We start from the raw sequence: 21,562 nt of genomic DNA, 5'->3' as shown, positions 1-21,562 counted from the left end.
GCTCCTTGTGCTCATTGGCAAATTTGCTATCGCTTCCGAAGGATGCGTCCATGCACCTGCGAAAGCTAGCTCGCCATCCATGGCGAGACTCACGCGAATTTACCATTCGCCCTGCGGCAACTCCGAGGGGAATAGTATTCTGCGGCATCAGGTATGAAATTTAGGCCCGAAGAGATTTGCTTGTCATGTCTTTTGGGTGTTAGGTAAGAACATTAAAGGAACTAAATATGAATAGGCTATGGGTGCTAGTGCTAGTATTTTTAATGAGTAATTTGACATCAGTTACTTATGCTAAAAACTGTAAGAAAGGCCAACCATGTGGTAATTCATGCATTTCGTGGAATAAAACTTGTCATGTTGGAACATCAAGTCAGAGCTATAAATCGTCTACATTGTACGGAGCAAATAATATCCAATCCTCTGGGGTTAAAGGTACCAGCGAACCTACATCTGAGAATATACAAGTATTTGAAGTTACAGTAGATAAGCTCAATGTTAGAGATAAGCCTAATCGTAATGGATATCTACTCGGCTCACTTTTAAAAGGAGAGCGTATTGAAGTTATTACTACCAGTGGTGACTGGAAGGTTTTTTTATATAAAAACCAAGTTGCTTGGGTACTTTCGGTTTATTTGAAGCCTTTGTAAGGGGCTTTACTTCATTATCTAGGTCTATTTGTAAAACTTGAAAGAGCGTACTTAAGGTTTGCATTGAGTTGTCGAGATTAAGTACTTGCATGTAAGTGACCGTTGGCGGCATGGATGCCGCCGTCGAGCCTATAGGGATATATTCACAGCGAGTCACTGGAATGCGAGTGCTTAAGCATTTTCACTATAATTCTATCGAATTATAGTTTGGCTATCCGCTTCACATCACACTCAGCGATTTTTTATCAAGCTAAACCTATCTCCTACCTTTCCAACCTCGATCATGATTGACGTTATTCGGCGCTTGGTATGGTGACTTAATACAGCAAACCGAGCAAACACACTACGGTGCTGGCGGGCAATATGGGCTGTAACCAGCGTGGTTTGTAACTGAGTAAAATCACTAGGATTATCGAACTTAAACACACCCAGCCGAGCAGTAATACGCTGGCGTACGCTGGGCCGTAATGACGACTGGCAAGCCAATAGCACAGGACGAGCGTTGCAGTACCAGCGGTGCGAAATCCGCGTGCCTGTGCATCGGTTAACGGGCGGTTACGCACGGCGCGGTGGTGGCTAAAATAAGACAAGGCCAACAGCCCCATGGCGATAAAACAGGTTAATAATTCGACTGTGGCTGTCATGATTCAACTCCTAATTCTGCCGTCGCTTTGGTTACCCGTGTAGCCAGCACTTTTTTAGGGCTACGCAAGCGTTTGGCTGCCATGTAAAACAGCGCTGCAAGTGCGAGCATCATGAGATCAAATCCTGCGAGAACATAGGCTTGGCGCTGTAGATTGCTTATCAGCTGATACTGCGAAGTCATGGCGTTGAGCAGGGGTAGCAGACCATAAAGCAAGGATGTGAGTAAAAAGAGTCGTTGCCATGTTTGTTTATCTCGTTTGAAACAAGCGAGCAGTGCGACTAACGCCCAACTGATAAAGAAACAATGGATTTCCCAGTTTTCTCTATCTGCAAAGGTGACGGGTAAGAGTCGATTGGCATAAAAATAACAGGCTAGCGCAATGGGCAGGCCACCAAAGGTGGCGAGATTCAACATGTTCACTAGCGTGAGCCCGCTATGATTCTTATCTTTTTTAAGCTGCTTTTGTGCCAGTTTATCGGCCCACATAATCGCGCCGCTGGCGATCATCACGCAGCCCGTTAATCCCGCCAGTAAATACAGTAAACGTAGGCCTTGGCCAGCAAAGCGACCACTGTGCAGGGCTATCATGGCACTTTGGGTTTGATTCGCTCCCGAAGTCACAGCCGACTGCGCCAACACAGCACCTGTCACAGTGGACAAGTGATACCAAGGCGCTTGCTGATTTAAGCTGTGCTCAGGGGCGATTTTGACTGTTACGCTGGCATTGCTGTCGTTGAGATTATCAAACTGCAAGCCTTCAAGTGGCGACTCACCCACGACACTGTGAATCGCACTGAGTAAACTCTGACTATCGAGCATAGTGGCTGGTGTGCCAGTGGCGGCGGGAGTTTGGTAAATGGGTTTCCATTGCGAATAAAAGGCTTGAGTTTCATCACCATATTGCGTGTTAAGTCCCCATGGCATATACATAAACATCAGGGTCACTAGGCCGGTATAAGTGATCATAAGATGAAAGGGCAATGCGAGAACTGAGCTGGCGACATGGGCATCTAACCAAGAGCGCGGGCCTTTTCCGGGGCGAAAACTAAAAAAATCCTTAAAAATACGTTTGTGGATCACTATCCCGCTGATGATGGCGACCAGCATGAACATAGTGCAAAAGCCGACGATCCAACGCGCCGTGAGTACACTCATATAGTACAAGTCGAAATGCAGTCGATAGAGAAAGTCGCCCCCTCGGCTTTCCCGTGCTTTAGGTAAGGCTTCACCTGTCGCAGGGTTAATAAAGCCTTGATGATAATCACCAAATCGCTGGCCTTCAGCGGCGGGGTCGCTCCATGCATAGGTCAGTAATGGCATCCGTTGTGTGGGTAAGTAAATCCACCATGACTCAGCGTCAGGCGCTTGTTGTGCCAAGGACGTGAGGCCCTTGAGTATCAATTGTTGATTATCCGCATTGGCATCATATTGGCTGCCGTGGTTTTCGGGGTGCATCCACAGGTTGATTTCAGCACGGTAATAGGCCGCTGTTCCGGCGAAAAAAACCAGAAACAACACCCAGCATGTGAGCAATCCAACCCAAGTGTGTAGCCAAGTCATTGAACGAAAAAAGGAGTCTTTCATAATCCACTCCCTTGAGCACTTGTTGCATCAAACGCTTTAGCGGCGAGGTAAGCTAAATACAGCAGACCGCTAAGCGCGAATAAATCCAGCCAGTATCGCCATGTTGATTTAACGCTGAACACCCAAATCACGGCGCAGGTGTACACAGTAAATGACAGCATCATGGCGGTTAACACCCGATCAACCTGAGATAACGGCAGGATTTGCGCGAGCAAAATAGTCGCTACTGCACTTAACAAATAGCCGCCAAAGGTTGCTGCGAGGCAGCGATTGCCTATGTGCAGGCTATCGCTCCAGATGGCTGAAGTTTTCCAGCGCATCAGTCTTTGTGTTAACGGCGGAGTCATGTTGGTTTTTTCAGTCATGATGGTGTGCCACTTCTGCTGAATTTGTCTTGTGGGTGCGGGATAGCACAGAGATTAACAGGGCGGGTAAAAAGGTTAAGCTGAGTAGCGTTGCCACGATGAGGCCTGCCAATACCACTATGCCAACGCCGCGGTAGAGTTCGCTGCCAGCACCGGGGAATAACACCAGCGGCAATAAGCCAAACAAGGTCGTCGCGGTAGACATTAGAATCGGTCTTAATCGACTGGCGACGGCAGATTTGACGGCATCAACGATACCAAACTGACCCGATTGCAGGTTTTTACGGCTCTGTTCCACGATCAAAATCGGGTTGTTAACGACAGTGCCGAGTAGGATTAAAAATCCAAGCATAGTAATCATATCAAAGGGTTGGTGCCAACCTTGGCCGCCAAGATACGCAAATAAGCTGCCAGTATAATTAAGCGCTTGTAAGCCGACTAAACCGCCCGCAAGTCCGAGCGGGATAGTGATCAGTACAAATAACGGATAACCCCAGTGATTAAAAATCGCGATTAATAACAAGTAGATGATCAACACGGCGACCAGAAAATTGCTGGAGAGTGCCGCTTTCGTCGCTTCGAGCTGATCGGCTGCGCCTGAAATATCCAAACTGACATCTTTGCCGACCGCACCCTGTTGATAGAGGATGGGGACTAATTCTTCCCGCACCTTAGCCACCGCGGTTTCTAACGCAATGGAACGCGGCGGAATAATGTAAAGAGTCACGGTTCTGCGGCCATCGACGCGGCGTAAACTGTCGCTATCCATTTGCTCGCTAATGTCGGCCAAGGCTTGCAGTGGCAACACATTACCCTTAGGCGTGACTATCGGCGCGAGTGCCAATTGCGACAGACTCTGTTGATTGCCTGCCAGACTAAATAGAAAGATATCCACCTTGTTATCATTGAGGAAAAACTCGTCGACATAGGCGCCATCGCTCAGTGCTGAAACCGCATAGCCAAACTCGCTACCGCTAAAATCTTGTTCTACAAGACGTTGCCAGCGAGGGGAAATCTGCCACAGCGGTTGATCTAGCGACAAGGTCGATGGGTCAGAATACAGCTGTGGTTCGGCAAATACTTTTTCCGCCGCTTGATACGCCGCTTCGGCAGCACGATAGAGGCTGGCTTGATTCGGGCCAGAAATATCCAAGGCGACAGCGCGGGTGCCACCATCGTTGCTGGAAATAATGGAACCCCGCGATGAATAGGCGCGCATGCCCGGATATTGCTCAAACAAGGCGGTGAGTGAGCTCATCATGGCATCCATATCTTGGCTGCGAACGGGTTCGCTCATCACCCAAATACTGCCGACACCCACGCTGAGGGTATAGTATTTTAGCGGCGGGATCTTTTGCTCACCACGTTCAAAGGATGCCGCCTCGGCATTGACTCTCGCGGATAGCTGAGTCGTTAATTCTTCTGCAATTTTAGCCATTTCCGATAGGTTGTAACCCGGCGGCGCGACCATAGAAGTAAAGGCTTTTGGTTCTTCGCCTTCGGGTAAATATTCGGCCGGAGGCATCAGCCAAGCCGCAAGCCCGATCGTCGAGACGAGTGACAGCACAATCACAAAGGCGCGGCGTCTTGCCGACAGTACAAGTTGGCTGACTAAGCTCAATATGCGTGATGCTTTGGGCGGCTCACTTTGGTTTGTCTGCGCCGAGTGCATCTTACCGAAACCAAAACGGGCAATAGCGGCGGGTACGATGAACACCGCGACCAGCATAGAAGCGATAATGGATGAAGCGATGGCAATTGCGATATCCGAGTACAGTTGTCCCGCTTCTTGTTTGATAAATAGAATGGGTACAAACACCAGCACTGTAGTAAGTGTCGAGGCCAGTACCGCAGGCCACACATCGTAGATACCACTTATGGCTGCTTCGAGACGCTCTAATCCGCGTCTGCGCGCTTGTTCAATGCTTTCGAGCACCACAATGCTGTTATCGACCGTCATGCCTATGGCAAAGGCAACACCCGCCAGCGAAATGACATTAATAGTGCGATCAAACACCAGCAGCCCGACGAAGGCGGCTAAGGTACATAGCGGAATACCGATAACACCAATCAGGGTGGCTCGATTCGAGCGTAAAAAGAGATACATCACTAAGGTTGCTAGTAAGGCACCTAGGCCTAAATTGACCCAGACATTTGCAACCGAATCTTGCACATAGCGCACATCATCACTGAATAACTCTAACTGCATGGCGTGCTGGGCGAGTTGATTTTGATTGATCTGCGCTATCACGGGCATCATGGCATCTTTGATGGCGATAACGTTAGAACCGACATCCCGTTTGACCGCTAAGCTGAGGGTGCGTTCTTGTTCGGCAAAGGACAGTTCTCGGATCTCGGCGTGGTCGAGTTTTATCTCGGCAACGTCTTGCAGCAGAATATTCGTATTACCTTGGCGTTTTAAAATCAGTTGCTTAAGTTGATTTAAATCCTCAAAACGGCCAATTACCCGCAGTAAATAACGTTTTTTACCACTGTCGATATCGCCCGCAGAAGTGTCCTTGTTGCGATCTCGAATGGCTTGGCGCACGTCCATAATGCTGATGCCACGTTGGGCGAGTTTGGCGGGATCGAGCCGTATTTGAATTTGCCGTTCAGCGCCGCCTTGAATAGTGACGGAGGAAACGCCTTTGACGCGCTCCATTTGTGGGCGAATAAAGTCGTTAGCAAAATCGCGCATCATGTCTATGTCTAGATTCAGCGGGTTCCCCGCGACAGGCACGAGGCGGAAATACATGAAAGCGTTGTCTGAATATGAACTGCTGTAAAGCCGTGGTTGGTCGACGTTTTCAGGGTAGGACGATACTTGGCTGAGCGCATTGCTAACACGAATAAGCGCATCGCTTATCTCAGTGCTTTGGGGGAATTCGAGTTCTATCCATGCCGAACCCGTATCTGCCCAAGATGTCATGCGTTGTAAGTTGGGCAGGGTGCGCAGGTAGCGTTCCTGCTCAAGCAGAATTTCTTTCTCGACGTCTTGCGGCGTTGCCCCCGGCCAACCTGTGGCCACGCTGATGGTGCGCACATCTAAGTCGGGGATCATTTGGATTGGGATACGCAGTGCGGCAGCCGTGCCCAATACGCAAAATATCAAGACGATGACCGACAGTAGGGTGCCATGTTTAATTCCAAACTTCAGCATCCCACTAACCTCCTACAGCAGAGTTGAGTACAGAGACTGGCTGTTGGTCTTGTAGGCTCTCGTTACCGCGGATCACCACGGGCGCGTCTTTAGGTAATGGGCTAAGGATTTCAATCCCGATGGCGCTCGTGTGGCCCACTTGAACGGTATGCCGTTGGGCTATGTTGTTTTGCACGGTAAAGACACTGAACTGGCCGTCGGGGTGACGGACTAGCGCATCTTGCGGCACGACAACACTGTGTTGCGCCCGCTGTAAGTGGAAGGTCGCAGTGGCCGATGTGCCGGGCATCAAAAGTCCACTCGCATCAGGAATGGTTAAGCGCACCAAGAAGCTGCGAGCATTGTGGTCGCTCACGGGGACGAGTGCATTCACATGGCCGATAAACTGCTGTTCAGGCAGCATATCTGCGGCAATATCGACTTGAGTTGCTGTGGCTATGTTTTGGAACATTTCCTGTGGGACTTGAATATCGAGCCAGAGCTGTTCTTGGGATACTAAGGTGAAGATTTCAGTGCCGACATTGACCCATTCACCGGTTTCAGTTTGTTTGCTTGAAATCACTCCCGCAAACGGCGCGATAAGTTGGTGACGGGCGACCACCTCTTTTTGGTGTGCTAATGCCGCCGTTAAACTCTGCAGATTAGCTTCTGCTTCGGTTAACGCCGCTTGGCGAATCGCGCGCTCAGTTTCGGGGAATAATTGCTGAGAACTGAGTGTTTGCGCTTCGGTGAGGAGTCGCTGTTTTTCTAGCAGCATGGTCTTAGCGGCCATTACATCGGCCTGACGCTGTGCTAATTGATGTACGGCTAAGGTGTCATCGAGTGCGAGTAGAGGCTGGCCAGCGGTAACGTTAGAGCCCGCATCGACCAGCACTTTGGCAACTAGGCCATCGGTACGTGCAGATAAGCGGGCTACCCGTGCGGATTTAATGGAGCCACTGAGTGGCAAAAGTTCATTGGTACTGCCTGTTTGTGGCAAGGCGACTGTTACAGGTGCTGTGCTTGCGTGGACTGCAGAACACAGCATGTATAAACCTATCATTAAATAACGCACGTTAACTCCATCTCACTATTAAGATTATTACTGAGTGATAAAACTCGTGGTGGTGATGTGTAAAACGCTATCAACCTCGTTGCCTGCGAGTGTTTGTTTACCTTCTGTGGTGTGATTACTGACGAGCAAATAGCGGCCTGCATCTGGGGTATCGAGGGCGAATTTACCTTGGGCATCGGTGGTGAAAGATTTACTCCAAAAACCGGGGCGATAAACTTGTACTGGATGATTCACCAGTGGTGCGCCTTTATAGCTAAGTACAAACTCGGGAGCGCCTGACTTTACTGGCGTAAATTCAAAATCTTGCAGCGCTTTTGTGTGTTCTTGTCCCGTGCGGGCATAGAGTATTGCAGCCTGCAATCCGGTCTCAGTTTTCCATGGTTGCCACGCGGTATCGGCATAGAAACTGATGTCACTCTTGCCATCTTGGGTTTTGACCAGTAGATGATCGGCCTGCGCTGTGGCGGTTAACGGTGTCTTGGCATTGGCGGCGAAAATACGCGCCGCGCTTAACGATGCTAACTCTTCTGCCGAAGCTTGCTCTGAACCCGGTTCGCCAAATTGCACTTTAACTGAACCATCGTTATTACGCTCAAGCCATACTTCATGTGCTTGAGCCGAAAAAGCGATACCGCCGAGTAAAGTGAGTATTACAAGTGCTTGTTTCATTTGATCATCCTTAATGTTATTTCGGGTTAGGGCTATGTTTTAGAGCGTCCAACGTAGTGACAGTGTGGCATTACGTGGCTCGCCAAAGTCGGCGTAACCCCAGAGTGAACGGTTGTAGTTCTTGTCGAAAATATTGTTAATGTTCAATTGCATAGAAATAGAAGGTGTGATTTGGTAGCCAAACATTAAGTCAACGAGTGAGTAGGCGGATTGTGCTTGGCGGTAAGCCACATTCGGCGCGCCATCGACACCCCAAATAGTGCCTTGATAGAAGGTGCTGCTCTGCCAGCGCCAGCTCGCACCTGCAGTAATGCCCGGCAGAATATCTTCAAAGTTATATTTAGTGGTGAGTTTGAAGATATCTTCGGGTAGATAAGTTTGACGACGTAGGCCATCTTTATCTTCTGCATTGTTGTGGGTATAACCGCCGCTGATATCCCATAAGTCGGTAAGACGTCCGGCAATTTCTAACTCATAGCCCTTGGTGGTAATCCCATCCACACTTTCGTAGATAGAGTCACCGGAAGGTAGCTGACCTTTACCTGCATATTCGGGTTCGTTGTCTTTATTGGTTTCGTAGATGGCGGCTGACATGTTTAGCGTGTCATCGAACAGCGCGACCTTGACGCCGCCTTCGACGTTTGTGCCTTCTGCAGGTTCGAGCAGTTGGCCATCTTCACCAAAATAGGTGCCAGGTTTGAAGATCTCAGTACGGCTAGCGTAGACAGCGATCTGCTCGGTCACATCGTAGACTAGGCCGTAGTAGGGGATGAAAATACCGGTTTTTTCCATGGTCGCATCTGTGCTGTTACCCACGAGATCATGCTTTTCATAGGACCAGTTACTTACGCGTCCACCGACCATTAATTTCAGTGAATCCAACAGATTGACACGGACAGTGCCGTAAACACCCGATTGGCTTTGTTCATTGGTTTGGCCATTGGTGGGGGAATTAGGAATATTAGGCTTGGGGTAATTGCCCTGATCCGCGACGTTATAGCGACGTTGTGTGGCGGAGTTCGTGTTGATGTTATCGAACTCGTTGTCACCATAGTTAAAACCGATCACAGCGCTATGTTCACGGCCGAGTAAGTCGAAGTTACCCGTTGCATACAGGTTGAAACTGTTGGTATCGGATTCACGATCATGTTGGGCTGCATAGGTATCGCCCCAAGGGCCAACAAATTCGCCGGTTGATTTGACGATATAATCGCCTGGGTAAAAGGCCAATGCGTCTATGGTGGCGTTGGCGATACGATAGGCACTGACGAGTGACCAGTCGTTATCGAATCTATGTTTAAATTCGGCCATGAGACTCTTTTGGGTCACGTCCCAATGGGTCCAGTCCTGTGAGCTAGAGTAGTTGCGGCCAAAATCGACAGCTGTGCCATCGGTATAAAATGCGGGATTAGAGTTCCAGTTATACACACCGTCGGTTTGTGATTTTTGATAGTCCGCAAACAGCGACAAGCTAGTATCGGTACTTAGACTCGTTTCAACTACGCCATAGAGCACTGTGGTATCGCGCTGATAGCGATCGATAAAAGAATCGCCTTTCTTCACCGCACTGACGAATCGACCTTTCACATTGCCCGAATCCGTTAGCCAGCCAGAAACATCGGCCTCAAGTCTATAGGTATTCCATGAGCCATAACTTGCACTTGCCGTGGCACGGGTGTCATCCGTTGGACGTTTACGAATAAAATTAACCGTGGCAGAAGGTTCACCTAAACCGCTTAAAATCCCTGCCGCCCCTTTTAATACTTCAACCCGTTCGGCAATCACAGGGTCTAAACCTTGATCAATTGAGCCGCTGTAAACATGGGATGAAGAGGTTGTGATTAAGCCGTCAATTTGGACACCGCTGTCTAGTGCATAGCCGCGCACGAATATCTGACTATTTTCAGAGGCATCGCCCACCATAGTGACGCCAGGAGTGTGATTTAACACTGACTCCATAGTGACCAAACCTTTGTCACTGATCATTTCTTCGGTAATCAAAGTGACGCTTTGTGGGGTTTCTTTGAGTGACATAGACAAACCCGTGGCGCTATTCATTGCCGCGCGGGTGTATGTTCCTACCACGTTCAATCTTTCTATCTGTTCTGTATCTTTTTTCTCATCTTGCTTAGGGTCAGTATTGGCTTGAACCGACAGAGTAAGTGTGCTGAGAAGTACAGGGATCAATGGCGAGCGCCAAGACGTTAAAACAGATAGGGGAGGCATGGTATTTCAATCCTTTCAGGCGATTTCAGATTAAATAATGATTGGTGATCCTGAGTGCAAATAAAGTGTTTAGGTGCAAATGAGAATCGATCGCATGATAGGTTTGTTGAAAATAAATGCAATATGCTCAATGTGTAAATTGTTTAAGCTGGGTTGTAACTTATTGGCGAATAGCTTGTCAGCGAGCTGTGACAAGCCGTCGCAGTAGGATCTGCACTTTTAGCGCATGCCTTACTATAACTCGGTTTCAGGGCATTGACTGGGAACTCAGGCTGTTGTGGTTCGAGTCGATTTAGCCAACAAAAAGGCCACAGTCGTTACCGACTGTGGCCTTTAATCTTTACAATTGAATCGAAATCCAGCGGACTTGTTAAGCCTAAAAGTGTGATTTACACCTTAGGTTTATGCCCGTACTTGGCCTGTGCCTGAGACTAAATACTTCTCAGCGGTCAAGGATTCGAGTCCCATTGGGCCGTAGGCATGTAGCTTAGATGTCGCGATGCCGATTTCTGCTCCAAGGCCGAGTTCGCTGCCGTCGGAGAAGCGCGAAGAGGCATTGACCATTACCACAGAAGCATCGACCGCACGTTGGAAGTGTGCGGCTGTGACTTCATTTTCGGTGCAAATTACTTCGGTGTGCTGGCTACCAAAACGGGCAATATGTTGGATAGCATGGTCAAAGTGATCGACTTGGCGAATGGCAATTTCGAGATCTAAATACTCTTGGCCGAAATCGTCTTCTTCCATGTAAGTACAGTTTTCAAAATAACCACCGGATTGAGTACAAGCGTTGATTTTAACCTTATGCTCGGCCAGCGCTTTGGCTACTTTAGGCAGGAATTGCGAGGCAATTTCTTGGTGTACTAATAGGGCTTCGAGGGCATTACATACGCCAGTGCGCTGGGTTTTACCATTGAGCAGTAAGTCCATAGCAATATCCAGATCGGCATCTTTGTCGACGTATAAATGACACACGCCTTTAAAATGCTGGATCACTGGGATTTTACTGTTGTCAGTCACAAAGTTAATCAAGCCTTCGCCGCCGCGGGGAATGATCACATCGATATAATCTCGTTGCTGCAGCAGTTCTAGCATGAGGCCGCGATCTGGGTCTGGCACTACAGTGATTAACGCCTCGGGCAAGCCGTATTGTTTCAATACGCTTTGCAAAATAGTGGCGATAATTTTACTGCTGTGCAGCGCCTCTTTACCACCGCGCAGGATCACGGCATTGCCGGATTTAAAGCACAGGGCACCCGCATCGGCGGTGACATTGGGGCGCGCTTCATAAATCATACAAACCACGCCCAATGGAACGCGCATCTTACTGATGGATAAACCATTAGGTCGTTGACCAATATAGCGTTCGTTGCCAATGGGATCGGGTAAGGCGACGATGGTTTCAATGCCTACCGCCATAGCTTCGATACGCTCTGGCGTTAGCGTTAATCGGTCGAGCATGGCAGGGCCGACGTTATCGGCGGTCGCTCTGTGTAAGTCGATTAAATTTGCGCTTTGGATTTCATAGGACTTTTCGCGTAATGAGCGTGCCATATCGAGGAGTACAGTATTTTTAAGCTGTTCGTCAACTTGGGCGAGGATCAGAGCCGCTTTGGCAGCTTCTTGAGATAAATTTTTGATTAAAGTCATATTTACTCCGCTTAGATGTTTACTCGCTTAGTTTTATTCGGCTGATGTTTACTCGAGAATGGCGATGTTTTTCTCGGAAATGATCGGTCCAGTCTTTTGCTGAAATTCACTGGCAAACTCGCGATCGTCTTGGTCCGTAATAAAGCTAAGTAAACAACTGCTGTAATTGGATTTGGCCTTGGCCAATTTAGTGCCATCGTCTTTGCGTACTAAAATGGTGTCACCGACAGAAAAGTCCCCATTGATGGCAACGACATCGTCACTGGTCAATTGTTCGCTATGGATATCAAGGGCGATATTAAAGTCATTTTCAACAATGACTTCGCCTTGAGCCTGCGAGGTATGTGTCATCCAGTGCAAGTGATCCTGCATTGGCTTCTCATCGGGGGTAAATAAGGTTCCTGGGTTTTGGCCCTTCAACAATTGGTTGAATGAGTCGGCATCAAAACCATTGATAATAAAGGTTTCGATCCCGTGGGAAATCGCCTTCTTGGCGGCTTGTATCTTAGTCCGCATTCCCCCCGTACCGACGGCACTGCTGGCGCCGCCTGCCATGGCGTAGATCTCGGCATTAATCTCGGTCACCTGTTTGATAAGCTGTGCATCGGGATATTCATGGGGGTTTTGCGTGTAAAGCCCATTCACATCAGAACAGATAATCAGCGTATCGGCATCGGCCGCCGCGGCGACCATGGCCGAGAGATTATCGTTATCGCCAACTTTGAGCTTGTCGGCGGTGACGGCATCGTTCTCGTTGATGATAGGCAATAGCCCATGTTCGAGTAGGCTGAAAATCGTGTCTTTAATACTGATGTAACGATCTCGATTGCGTAAATCACCGTGGGTTAACAGTAGCTGTGCGGTTGGGAAATCAAATAACTTGTTCCATGTGGCCATCATATCGGCCTGACCCGCTGCAGCCATGGCTTTTTTCACTGTGACGCTCGGTTTATCAACCTCGCCAAAGTGATGCCATCCTGCAGCGACTGAGCCCGAAGAGACCAAGACAACTTGGATCCCTTGGGCACGACAATAAGTAATAAATTGGGCAATGCCGAGTAAGTAGTGGCTGCTGCAACCTTGTTTGTGTGGAGCAATCAGGGCACTACCTACCTTAACGACAATGCGTTTCCAGGGTAAGTCAGTCATACCTGCGCGCCTCATCTGTCTTCGGCTAAAACACGGCCAGCCTTATGGAATAATTTAGTGGTTTTGGCACAAGGATCAGTATCGAGTAACGAGACTATCCAAATCACCACACTGCTCACGGCAAAGCCGGGGATCATCTCATACACCACTGTGGTTAAAGCTTTACCGTCAGCAAGTACTGGTGCATAAATCCAAAACAACACTGTAGCTGCGCCTGACACTATGCCGGCAATCGCGGCTTTGTGGGTTAGGTTAGCTTTATACAAGCTAAACAAGACTAACGGACCGAAGGCTGCACCGAATCCTGCCCATGCATTACTCACCAGTGACAGCACACTGCTAGAGCGGTCAAGCGCCAGTAGACTTGCGACAATTGCCACGCCTGCTACGCCAAAACGTCCCATTTTCACCATGTCTTTTTCGCTAGATTCTTTCTTCGAAATAACGCGATAAATATCTTCCGTTAGCGAGCTTGATGACACTAATAGTTGCGATGAAATGGTGCTCATGATCGCGGCCAGAATTGCGGCTAATAAGAAGCCACTAATGATCGGATGGAACAACAACTCAGAAAACACGATAAAGATGGTTTCAGGATCGGTCAGCTTCATGCCAAATTTATTGGCGTAAGCGATACCGACAAGGCCAGTTGCCAGTGCACCCACAATGGTCACTGTCATCCAGCCCATACCTATGTGTCTGGCGGTTTTAATGTCAGCGACTGAACGAATTGCCATAAAACGCACAATAATATGTGGTTGGCCAAAGTAACCGAGTCCCCAAGATAAGCTTGAGATAAGCCCTAACATAGTGACGTTTTGCATGGCATCGGTGAAGTGTGGAATCGATTGATACGCAAAGTTCAGCATAGTGTCAGCGCTGGTAAACTCTTGATATGCCACCACAGGCACTAAGATTAAAGCGACAAACATGATACAGCCTTGGACAAAGTCAGTGAGGCTCACTGCTAAGAATCCGCCCAACAAGGTATAAGAAACCACTACGCCGAGGGTGACGACTAAACCTATGTCGTAGTTCAGGCCAAATGCTGACTCAAATAACTTACCGCCAGCCACTAAACCCGCTGAGGTATACAAGGTAAAGAAGATCACAATGATCACGGCCGAGATAATTCGGATACTGCTGTTGGCATTGCCGAAGCGTTTAGCAAAAAACTCCGGGATAGTAAGGGCGTTATCCGCGACTTCGGTATAGACCCTTAATTTGGGTGCAACGACCAAATAATTAATTAGAGCACCAATTAATAGTCCAAGTGCGATGTAAATGGTTTCGAAACCAACCAAAAACATTGCGCCGGGAAGACCCATTAGCATCCAGCCACTCATGTCAGATGCACCCGCTGAGAGTGCGGTGACCTGTGGGCTCACCTTGCGGCCGCCCAAAATATAGCCGGATACATCGCTGGTGGATTTTTTATAGGCGAATAAGCCAATAGCAAGCATGGCGATAAAGTAAATCGCTAAGGAAACGTAAGCCAGGTAATTCATGGGTTATTTGTCTCCTAACGCTTTGTTATTTTGAATAATACTCGGTTTCAAAATGACAAAGAGATAGGTGCTTAATATTGCGCATAAACACATAAACTGCATGGTTTCCTTGGCGTGTAATCGGGTAAAGCTTGCTACTTGCGAGATAAGATTTTCCTCTGGTGGGTTCTCCGTAGACATAATTGCTCCTTGGTTGATAATTGAATTTATATCACCAATATAGTTAGTGATCTAATTATATTAAGGCATTTTATCGGCCAAATATCAAGCTTCTATTGGATTTAAATGGTTTTGGCGGCAGCACGAGAGTGGCTTTTTCGGCGGAAAATAGTTTGAGAGCTGACTATTTTTCAGAGGTGTTTTTCTGCTCGGCGATACTGTGGGCAGTGCGTTCGAAGGTTAATGTGATGCGTTCAAACATCCCAGTAATCAGAGTGAATTGTTCGTGGGGTAACGGGCATTGCGCCAGCGCTTGTAATAAGGCTTCGCTGCTGATGTTAAACTCTTCTGCGACTTGGCCGTGGGCGCAGGCGATAAATGCCTGACCTAAATTGTGTTGCCAGAGGTTGAGTGCATTTTCTAAGTCTGAGTGCGTATCTGAAATCCCCTGCAACATGCGTCGCATTCGAATCGACACATGGCCTAGATTAAGTGCAGTAAACACCAGATCGGTAAATACCCTCGAACTCTTGCCCGAGCCTTTTTCGTAACTGGCTATCCGCAGCAGTCGATCGCCCATGCGGGCGTTAAACCAAGGCTCAGGATCGTTATGCTGCGCGATATGCACTAGATCTTTTTGGATGGATTGCAGCAGACGATATTGCATCAAACGCTGGCTAGGTTCGGTAATCAATTTAAACAACCAATACAGCACAGTGACGCCAACAAAAATCGCTAAGGCATTGCTGACAGTGTTTTCTATCGCAAATGAAATGGTATTACTGGGCTGTACTAATACCGCAAACGGCACGCAAATCCCGAGACCATAGGGCAAGGTCGGTCGATTCGCTAAGGCGAGTAGCCCAATAAAAAAGGGACCTGCGAGCACTAAAATGAGGATTTCGAAATCGCCGCTACTCTCTGCCAGCAAAGGTAAAGCGTAAAACACTGTGAGGGGCACAGCGATAGTGATACCGACAAGAATACGGCGCAAAATCGTGGTTAGCATCGGCAGTGGCTGGCGCGCCATCATGATGGAAAAGACCACAGGCATCAGGATCATCATGAGTACCGCACTCGACCCTGTGCCGATCCACAGCGAAGCCCCAATGACAAATACCGCCATGCTGCGTAGACCGGTCGTAAACCCTATCAGTGGATCTCGGTGAAATTCCATTGGCGGCGCGTTGAGTTGTACCGCAGAATTGCTTGTCAGTACGTTATAACTCTTGAGCACCATGATCAGATCGGCGCTTAACTCCATCGCAACTTTGAGTAAGCGAGTCTCTAATGGGGTTCGGTCGCGGTATTGCATCAGGTTTTGTTGGAGTTGATACCTTAAAGTACGCGCCATTTTGTAGCATTCTTGGTCATCAGTGGATTGCGCCATCAGGGTAAAACTGCTGCGCATATTGGCTAAGGTTTTCGCGAGCGGTTCGCTGACCAGATGGGAATGATTACGTTGTAGTCGGCCAAATATTTGGATTGCCGCCAACAGCGAAAGGGTTTTATTGCAGAGAAAGTTCGCCGCATGGCTCTGCCCGCGACCTTCGGGACCTTCATAAATCACCGCGCTGGAGTCGTCACTCAGCGCCGATACTGATTCCATAATAGTGTCGATATGTTCATGGCGGCTCGCATGTACGCCCTGTAAATCGAGTTCTAATGCAAGATAGTTAAGCGTTTGATTAATTGTGTTTTTAGCATGCAGTTGCAGACCATGTTTTACCTTAGTCGGCCAAAGTAGCGAACTGACCAAGACGGCACAAATTGCGCCGACGATAATTTCGCTGATCCTCGCCTGCGCCACATCGAATATTTTTGCACTATCGGCTGTGCCTGGGCTCGCCATCACAATGAGCACTATCAAGCAGGCTGTCATGCCCGCCATAGCAAAGGCATAGACAAAGTTTTGCTGGCGCACCATGGCCGACAACCCAGAATTTAACCCTATCCAGCAGGCGAGTAATCCTAAGGCGAGTTCGGGATAGGGCGTAAACCCGTTGAGTATGGCAATCCCCGCGAGTGCGCCGACTAAGGTGCCGCCAATTTGGCATAAGCCCTTTTCGATCACGAGGCCACTTTCGGGGCGAATTTGCAAAAATACCGCCGACACCAGCGCCCAATATGGCCGTTCTAAATTTAAAAACATGGCCACATATAAGGCGAGCGCCATCGAAATCACGCCTTTAATCGCGAAAATGAGGGTTCGTCGGTCAGGAAAAAATAAACTCTTAAGTAACAGCGTCATAATGACTATTTGTCAGTCTGTAGCTGGATGGAAACTGTCATGCCGACGCTCAGCTCTATGTCCTTAGGAATGCTATCTAGCTGGATATCGACCGGAATACGCTGTGACAACCTCACCCAATTAAAGGTTTGGCCAATTTGCGGTAATAACTGCCCATTAGCGGTGACATTGGTATTGGCAATCGCCTTACCTATGCTGACCACTTTGCCGTGCAAGACATGGCCACCACTCATTAGGCTGACATCGGCGTTTTGACCTATGTGAACCAAGGGGATTTTGGTTTCTTCAAAATACCCTGTGATATAGAGAGAGTCTTGTTTAACGAGCGAAAATACTGAGTTGCCTTTGCTGACATAGTTGCCATTACGCAGGCTTAAATTGATTAGGGTGCCATTTTCGGGGGCGTGAATTTGCGTCCGCGCTAAGTCAATTTTGGCGGTATTCAATTGTGCCTGTGCGAGTTCATAACTGGTTCTTGCCAGTTCGGTATTGATAAAGGCTTCGTCGAAGGTTTCTTTGCTGACTAAGTTGGCGTTGGTCAAACCAATACGGCGTTTGTATTTATGTTTTGCCAGTTCCCATGCTAATTTTTGGCTTTCCGCTTTGGCATTCAATTCGGCAATGGTGGCTTTGTAGCGGGTATCGTCCACTGTGAACAATACATCACCTTTATTAACGACTTGATTGTCTTTTACATTCAGTTGGTTTACCCAACCGGATACATCTGGCGCTATGGTAATGATTTCGGCGCGAACTCGGCCGTCGCGGGTCCAAGGAGAATAAAGGTAGTGCGACCATATCCAATGTCCGGCGATACCTGCAATCGCGACCACAATAAGGGTGAGGCTGATACGAAAGATTTTTCCCATGAACAATCAACTCCCAAGCAAGTAAATGACCAACGCCAGATAGCAGATAAACAGCCCAACTTCGAACCAAGCTGCGCGCCACAGCTTGTGATAGAGCCCAGTTTGATAGAGTACCCAGCGAGTGATGCAGGAAAGCAGAAAAGCTAAGGGGATAAAGATAATTAATGGACTAAATAACAAACCATCGAACGCGAGTTCTTTAAGCATTACGCTATTTATCCCGATGACAGTGGCGCAGCGATAACCGCGCTAGGTGTTTAAAATGCAAAGTACTTAGTCGAGATTATAGGAAAGTCGCGTGAGAGTTAATGGTTTTATGTTATCTGTGATCAATTAGGGCCAGCATTAGCTGGCCCTAAATATAATGAAATCAAAGCAAAAATCGCTTTTACCTCATAGTAACGAATTCTTCGGCGCCCGTTGGGTGGATAGCAACAACCGCATCGAAATCGGCCTTAGTTGCGCCCATTTTCATAGCGACGCCGAAACCTTGGAGGATTTCGTCCATACCAAAACCAATACCATGAATACCGACGACTTTTTCGTCCTTGCCTGCGCAAACTAACTTCATCTTACAGGCTTGGCGATGGGCTGTAACGGCGGTGTACATTGAGGTAAACGTCGAGGTATACACTTTGACGTTATCATCGCCGTATTGAGTACGAGCTTCTGGTTCGGTCAAGCCCATAGTACCTATTGGTGGATGGCTGAACACGACCGTTGGGATCAGGCTATAATCCATTTTGGCATCTGTCATGCCGTTAAATAAACGCTCGGATAACAAACGGCCCGCTTTAACCGCAACAGGGGTGAGCTCTACGCCGCCCGCCATAATGTCGCCGACACAGTAAATTCCTTTGTGAGTCGTATTTTGTTGCTCGTCAGTGATGACATAGCCTTTGCTATCTAATTGCACTTCGGTGTTTTCTAAGCCGATATTGCCCGTCGCAGGTGAGCGGCCAATCGCCCAAATCAAGCAATCGACTGTAATGCTTTCACCGTTTTCTAAGTTTAATGTCAGGCTGTCATCGGCATTTTTAACCACGGCTTTTGGCACGCTATGGGTGTGCAATGTTGGGCCTTCGGTTGCCATCGCATCGACGAGAGCATCGACTAATATAGGGTCAAAGTTACGCAGCGGCGCATGTTTACGCACTAATAAGTGAGTTTCACTGCCCAGAGCGTGTAACACGCCAGCGACTTCAACAGCGATATAACCCGCGCCAACAACGGCAACGCGCTTAGGTTGCTCGCGTAGGGCGAAGAAACCATCGGAGTCGATACCGTATTGCGCGCCAGGAATGTTCGGAATCGTCGGTGCGCCGCCAGTGGCGATAAGGATGTGATCGGCGGTGTAATGTTCGCCGTCCACTTCGATGGTGTTGCCATCCACAAAACGGCCGTAGCCATTTAACAGCGTCACTTTATTGTTGGCAAAACCACGGCCATAGGCATCGTGAATGCGACCAATGTAGGCTTCGCGGTTTTCGACCAAAGTGTTCCAATCGAATTTATTAACAGTGACGTCGAAACCATAATCTTTGGCGTAAAGGTTCATCGCTTCGGCAACATGGGCGCCATACCACATGACTTTTTTGGGCACACAACCTACGTTTACACAGGTGCCACCCACGTGTTTGGCTTCGATAAGTAGAACCTTAGCACCACGCATTGCCGCTCGGTTTGCTGAGGCGATACCGCCGCTGCCTGCGCCTATGCAGATATAGTCAAAATGTTGAGCCATGAGTTTCTCCGTCTTACTTCAAGGATGAGATGCTTTACAGCAGAAGGTCATTGTAGGGGGCTTTGCGGTAACAGACCAGCCTATTGCATCACTAACGTATAAGGCATTGCTTTTAATAAAAATACTCCTAAAGTTGCATTCAGTTGTTATCGCGTGGCTGTTTCGCGGCGATATTGGCACTTAGAGTGATCGTTTTGAGCTGGGCCTTCTGCACCACATTTTAAACACTGCCACTCTTTTTGGCGGGCGCTGAGTTCGTCGGCTTGATGTTTAGCAGCGTTATCTTGCTTGTCGCCGAGTAGGGACTCTAGCTGATCCATACGTTTATCGAGCCAACGGCAGTTAGGATCATTGGCGACATGTTCACGACTGGCGAGCTGTTGTTTGCGACTGAGTTTTTTACTCTTAGCGGCTTTGTTCGATTGAGTGGCTTTAGTTGATTTATTGGTTTTGGATGGCTCTGCGGGTGTGACAGTGGGGGGCGAATACTCGAATGCACTTTGCACTTGGTTAGGCACATTAATCGGCTTGCCCTCATTGTCGAGCAAAGTGCCTAGGGGCAAAGGCGCGGTTTGTGTCGGTTGCGCTAAGGATTCTAGACTCGGTTCAGGCTCAGATACCTGCTGCGCATTAGTCGAGCTTGTCACTGGGATAAAAAGCAGGAGCAAGGTAATGACAGCGGTTCGGATAAGATAGAAATGATGCGTTAACATTCCCTGTTCCTCGGCAAAATCGATATGAATAGTGAGTCGCTCCGTCGACATTTTGAGTTTAGTTAGTGAGCTTTGTTTTTGCCAAATGTCACGGGATAAATTGACAGAGGAAGGTTGCAATACAGCGCTAGAAACACAGAGCTAAAACGACGTTAAAACGTTATTGCAAAGTGGATGCCTGCATAGGTTTGATCCTGTGAACTCATATCGCCATTGGCTGAGGCTTCTTGCTCAATATCACTCTGGGCAATGCTGTGGCTAATGTGCCCGCTAATATTCATGCTTGGGGTCAGTTGATAATTCGCTTCGAGGCCAAACTGCAGGTTATTACTGCCATCGTGTTCTTCTGTGCGGTATTTAAAATCAAACCCTTGAGTGATATAGGGCGTGAGGCTGAACTGGTCTGTGATATTCCAATAACTGTGCAAACTCACTTCAACAAAGTAGCCTGCCGCTTCTGTGGAATAGACATAACTCACCGATGGTACCAACCAAGCTGTGGCGCTGTAGGCGAGTTCTGCAAATAGCTCGTTATCTTGGCAGCGGCTATTGCTATAGCCTTCAATGCGCTGATATCCCAAATTGGCCTCTAGGTTTTCGGCTAAGTTGAACCCATATTCAAGGCCGATATTCCACTCTGTATAGGCTTGGCTATCACCGCGTCCGACTAAGGCATAAGTGGTTAAGTTGCCGTGTTGAACAGCAGCATTGAGCCAATAAATACCCCCATTTTGCAAGTTATTGCGACCCTGTGAGACATATTTGCTGTCCCAACCTAAATCCAGCGTCACCGCCAAAGGTTCTGTTATCTGGCGGGGTAATATGGTGTTTGAAATACTATCGACTTGTTCTAGGCCCTCATTAGCAACTGCGTTGTGACTAAGGCAGTTGATCCCTAATGTGCAGAGGACGCTGGCGATAAGTTTCACTGAGTGTGTTGCCATATTTTTACTGATTTTGGTCGAGGTACGTTAGTTACGCAGATAATACCTTGCTCACATACAAACATTAATGCGAATTGATTCGATTTGCGATCGAGATTGCAACAATGTGTAGGTAAATAAAACGTAAATCCTAAATGCGAACTAGTTCACTTTTTTTCAGGGGAAATAGGGTTAAGTAAGGCGTTCGAAGGGGACAATCGGTTTTCTCGCCTTGATAAATAGGC

At 48.1% G+C, this 21,562-nt stretch carries 18 protein-coding genes; 1 reads left to right on the top strand and 17 read right to left on the bottom strand.

The genetic code is table 11. The features are described 5' to 3' along the window. Positions 1–227 precede the first annotated feature (227 nt). On the top strand, positions 228–647 hold the full coding sequence (locus tag KO537_RS17035) for an SH3 domain-containing protein (RefSeq protein WP_105250723.1): 420 nt from the start codon (positions 228–230) through the stop codon (positions 645–647). Positions 648–964: 317 nt separating this feature from the next. On the opposite strand, the gene KO537_RS17030 is transcribed toward KO537_RS17035, so the two are convergent. From KO537_RS17030 to KO537_RS16950, 17 genes are all read right to left on the bottom strand, one after another. Next, positions 965–1,291, bottom strand: coding sequence for a DUF3325 domain-containing protein (locus KO537_RS17030; RefSeq protein WP_012090624.1), 327 nt, complete (start codon positions 1,289–1,291; stop codon positions 965–967). Continuing rightward, positions 1,288–2,877, bottom strand: a complete 1,590-nt coding sequence (locus tag KO537_RS17025) for a PepSY-associated TM helix domain-containing protein (protein ID WP_219235086.1) — start codon at positions 2,875–2,877, stop codon at positions 1,288–1,290. Before KO537_RS17025 ends, KO537_RS17030 begins: the two co-directional genes overlap by 4 nt. After that, complete coding sequence (locus KO537_RS17020) at positions 2,874–3,242, bottom strand: hypothetical protein (RefSeq protein ID WP_105250720.1); 369 nt, start codon at positions 3,240–3,242, stop codon at positions 2,874–2,876. The genes KO537_RS17025 and KO537_RS17020 overlap by 4 nt, the downstream gene beginning before the upstream one ends. Further along, positions 3,235–6,402, bottom strand: a complete 3,168-nt coding sequence (locus tag KO537_RS17015) for an efflux RND transporter permease subunit (RefSeq protein WP_219235084.1) — start codon at positions 6,400–6,402, stop codon at positions 3,235–3,237. The genes KO537_RS17020 and KO537_RS17015 overlap by 8 nt, the downstream gene beginning before the upstream one ends. Positions 6,403–6,406: 4 nt before the next feature. Beyond that, positions 6,407–7,456, bottom strand: coding sequence for an efflux RND transporter periplasmic adaptor subunit (locus tag KO537_RS17010; RefSeq protein ID WP_173248394.1), 1,050 nt, complete (start codon positions 7,454–7,456; stop codon positions 6,407–6,409). Between the two features lie 27 nt (positions 7,457–7,483). Then, positions 7,484–8,125 carry a DUF4198 domain-containing protein gene (locus KO537_RS17005; protein WP_219235083.1) on the bottom strand — a complete coding sequence of 214 codons (642 nt, stop codon included), beginning with the start codon at positions 8,123–8,125 and terminating at the stop codon, positions 7,484–7,486. 39 nt (positions 8,126–8,164) lie between these two features. Continuing rightward, positions 8,165–10,351: a TonB-dependent siderophore receptor gene (locus KO537_RS17000; protein WP_219235081.1), complete on the bottom strand. Its 2,187-nt coding sequence runs from the start codon at positions 10,349–10,351 to the stop codon at positions 8,165–8,167. A gap of 402 nt (positions 10,352–10,753) precedes the next feature. Next, complete coding sequence (locus tag KO537_RS16995) at positions 10,754–12,001, bottom strand: glutamate-5-semialdehyde dehydrogenase (RefSeq protein WP_173248388.1); 1,248 nt, start codon at positions 11,999–12,001, stop codon at positions 10,754–10,756. 48 nt (positions 12,002–12,049) lie between these two features. Then, the gene (gene proB / locus KO537_RS16990; RefSeq protein WP_105250714.1) at positions 12,050–13,150 is read right to left on the bottom strand and encodes a glutamate 5-kinase; all 1,101 of its coding nucleotides are present in this window, start codon (positions 13,148–13,150) and stop codon (positions 12,050–12,052) included. 11 nt (positions 13,151–13,161) lie between these two features. Next, a complete protein-coding gene (putP, locus tag KO537_RS16985) occupies positions 13,162–14,658 on the bottom strand; it encodes a sodium/proline symporter PutP (protein ID WP_168826179.1) in 1,497 nt (498 codons plus the stop codon). A 3-nt stretch (positions 14,659–14,661) separates the two neighbouring features. Then, on the bottom strand, positions 14,662–14,838 hold the full coding sequence (locus tag KO537_RS16980; RefSeq protein WP_168826181.1) for a hypothetical protein: 177 nt from the start codon (positions 14,836–14,838) through the stop codon (positions 14,662–14,664). A 163-nt stretch (positions 14,839–15,001) separates the two neighbouring features. After that, positions 15,002–17,068 carry an FUSC family protein gene (locus KO537_RS16975; RefSeq protein ID WP_219235079.1) on the bottom strand — a complete coding sequence of 689 codons (2,067 nt, stop codon included), beginning with the start codon at positions 17,066–17,068 and terminating at the stop codon, positions 15,002–15,004. Positions 17,069–17,073: 5 nt separating this feature from the next. Beyond that, entirely contained in the window at positions 17,074–17,937 is an 864-nt protein-coding gene (locus KO537_RS16970; RefSeq protein WP_212599471.1) for an HlyD family secretion protein, read from the bottom strand. A 6-nt stretch (positions 17,938–17,943) separates the two neighbouring features. Further along, entirely contained in the window at positions 17,944–18,144 is a 201-nt protein-coding gene (locus KO537_RS16965) for a DUF1656 domain-containing protein (protein WP_105250710.1), read from the bottom strand. A gap of 181 nt (positions 18,145–18,325) precedes the next feature. Beyond that, the gene (gene gorA / locus KO537_RS16960) at positions 18,326–19,681 is read right to left on the bottom strand and encodes a glutathione-disulfide reductase (protein WP_219235076.1); all 1,356 of its coding nucleotides are present in this window, start codon (positions 19,679–19,681) and stop codon (positions 18,326–18,328) included. A gap of 146 nt (positions 19,682–19,827) precedes the next feature. Next, a complete protein-coding gene (locus tag KO537_RS16955) occupies positions 19,828–20,394 on the bottom strand; it encodes a hypothetical protein (RefSeq protein WP_173497954.1) in 567 nt (188 codons plus the stop codon). Positions 20,395–20,546: 152 nt separating this feature from the next. Then, positions 20,547–21,338 carry a hypothetical protein gene (locus tag KO537_RS16950; RefSeq protein ID WP_173497829.1) on the bottom strand — a complete coding sequence of 264 codons (792 nt, stop codon included), beginning with the start codon at positions 21,336–21,338 and terminating at the stop codon, positions 20,547–20,549. Positions 21,339–21,562: the final 224 nt, after the last annotated feature.

This window comes from Shewanella sp. NKUCC01_JLK (assembly GCF_019345615.1).
Taxonomy (GTDB): Bacteria; Pseudomonadota; Gammaproteobacteria; order Enterobacterales; family Shewanellaceae; genus Shewanella; species Shewanella oncorhynchi.
The sequence above is the reverse complement of the archived record's forward strand: the minus strand, read 5'-3'. Positions and strand labels throughout refer to the sequence as shown.

Bases quoted from the DNA above. Each gene is read 5' to 3' on its own strand.
- KO537_RS17020 (WP_105250720.1), bottom strand. From the start codon at position 3,242: ATGACTGAAAAAACCAACATGACTCCGCCGTTAACACAAAGACTGATG.
- KO537_RS17035 (WP_105250723.1), top strand. From the start codon at position 228: ATGAATAGGCTATGGGTGCTAGTGCTAGTATTTTTAATGAGTAATTTG.
- KO537_RS17005 (WP_219235083.1), bottom strand. From the start codon at position 8,125: ATGAAACAAGCACTTGTAATACTCACTTTACTCGGCGGTATCGCTTTT.
- KO537_RS17000 (WP_219235081.1), bottom strand. From the start codon at position 10,351: ATGCCTCCCCTATCTGTTTTAACGTCTTGGCGCTCGCCATTGATCCCT.
- KO537_RS16950 (WP_173497829.1), bottom strand. From the start codon at position 21,338: ATGGCAACACACTCAGTGAAACTTATCGCCAGCGTCCTCTGCACATTA.
- proB (WP_105250714.1), bottom strand. From the start codon at position 13,150: ATGACTGACTTACCCTGGAAACGCATTGTCGTTAAGGTAGGTAGTGCC.
- KO537_RS17015 (WP_219235084.1), bottom strand. From the start codon at position 6,402: ATGCTGAAGTTTGGAATTAAACATGGCACCCTACTGTCGGTCATCGTC.
- gorA (WP_219235076.1), bottom strand. From the start codon at position 19,681: ATGGCTCAACATTTTGACTATATCTGCATAGGCGCAGGCAGCGGCGGT.
- KO537_RS16975 (WP_219235079.1), bottom strand. From the start codon at position 17,068: ATGACGCTGTTACTTAAGAGTTTATTTTTTCCTGACCGACGAACCCTC.
- KO537_RS16995 (WP_173248388.1), bottom strand. From the start codon at position 12,001: ATGACTTTAATCAAAAATTTATCTCAAGAAGCTGCCAAAGCGGCTCTG.
- KO537_RS17025 (WP_219235086.1), bottom strand. From the start codon at position 2,877: ATGAAAGACTCCTTTTTTCGTTCAATGACTTGGCTACACACTTGGGTT.
- KO537_RS16955 (WP_173497954.1), bottom strand. From the start codon at position 20,394: ATGTTAACGCATCATTTCTATCTTATCCGAACCGCTGTCATTACCTTG.
- KO537_RS16980 (WP_168826181.1), bottom strand. From the start codon at position 14,838: ATGTCTACGGAGAACCCACCAGAGGAAAATCTTATCTCGCAAGTAGCA.
- KO537_RS16970 (WP_212599471.1), bottom strand. From the start codon at position 17,937: ATGGGAAAAATCTTTCGTATCAGCCTCACCCTTATTGTGGTCGCGATT.
- putP (WP_168826179.1), bottom strand. From the start codon at position 14,658: ATGAATTACCTGGCTTACGTTTCCTTAGCGATTTACTTTATCGCCATG.
- KO537_RS16965 (WP_105250710.1), bottom strand. From the start codon at position 18,144: ATGCTTAAAGAACTCGCGTTCGATGGTTTGTTATTTAGTCCATTAATT.
- KO537_RS17030 (WP_012090624.1), bottom strand. From the start codon at position 1,291: ATGACAGCCACAGTCGAATTATTAACCTGTTTTATCGCCATGGGGCTG.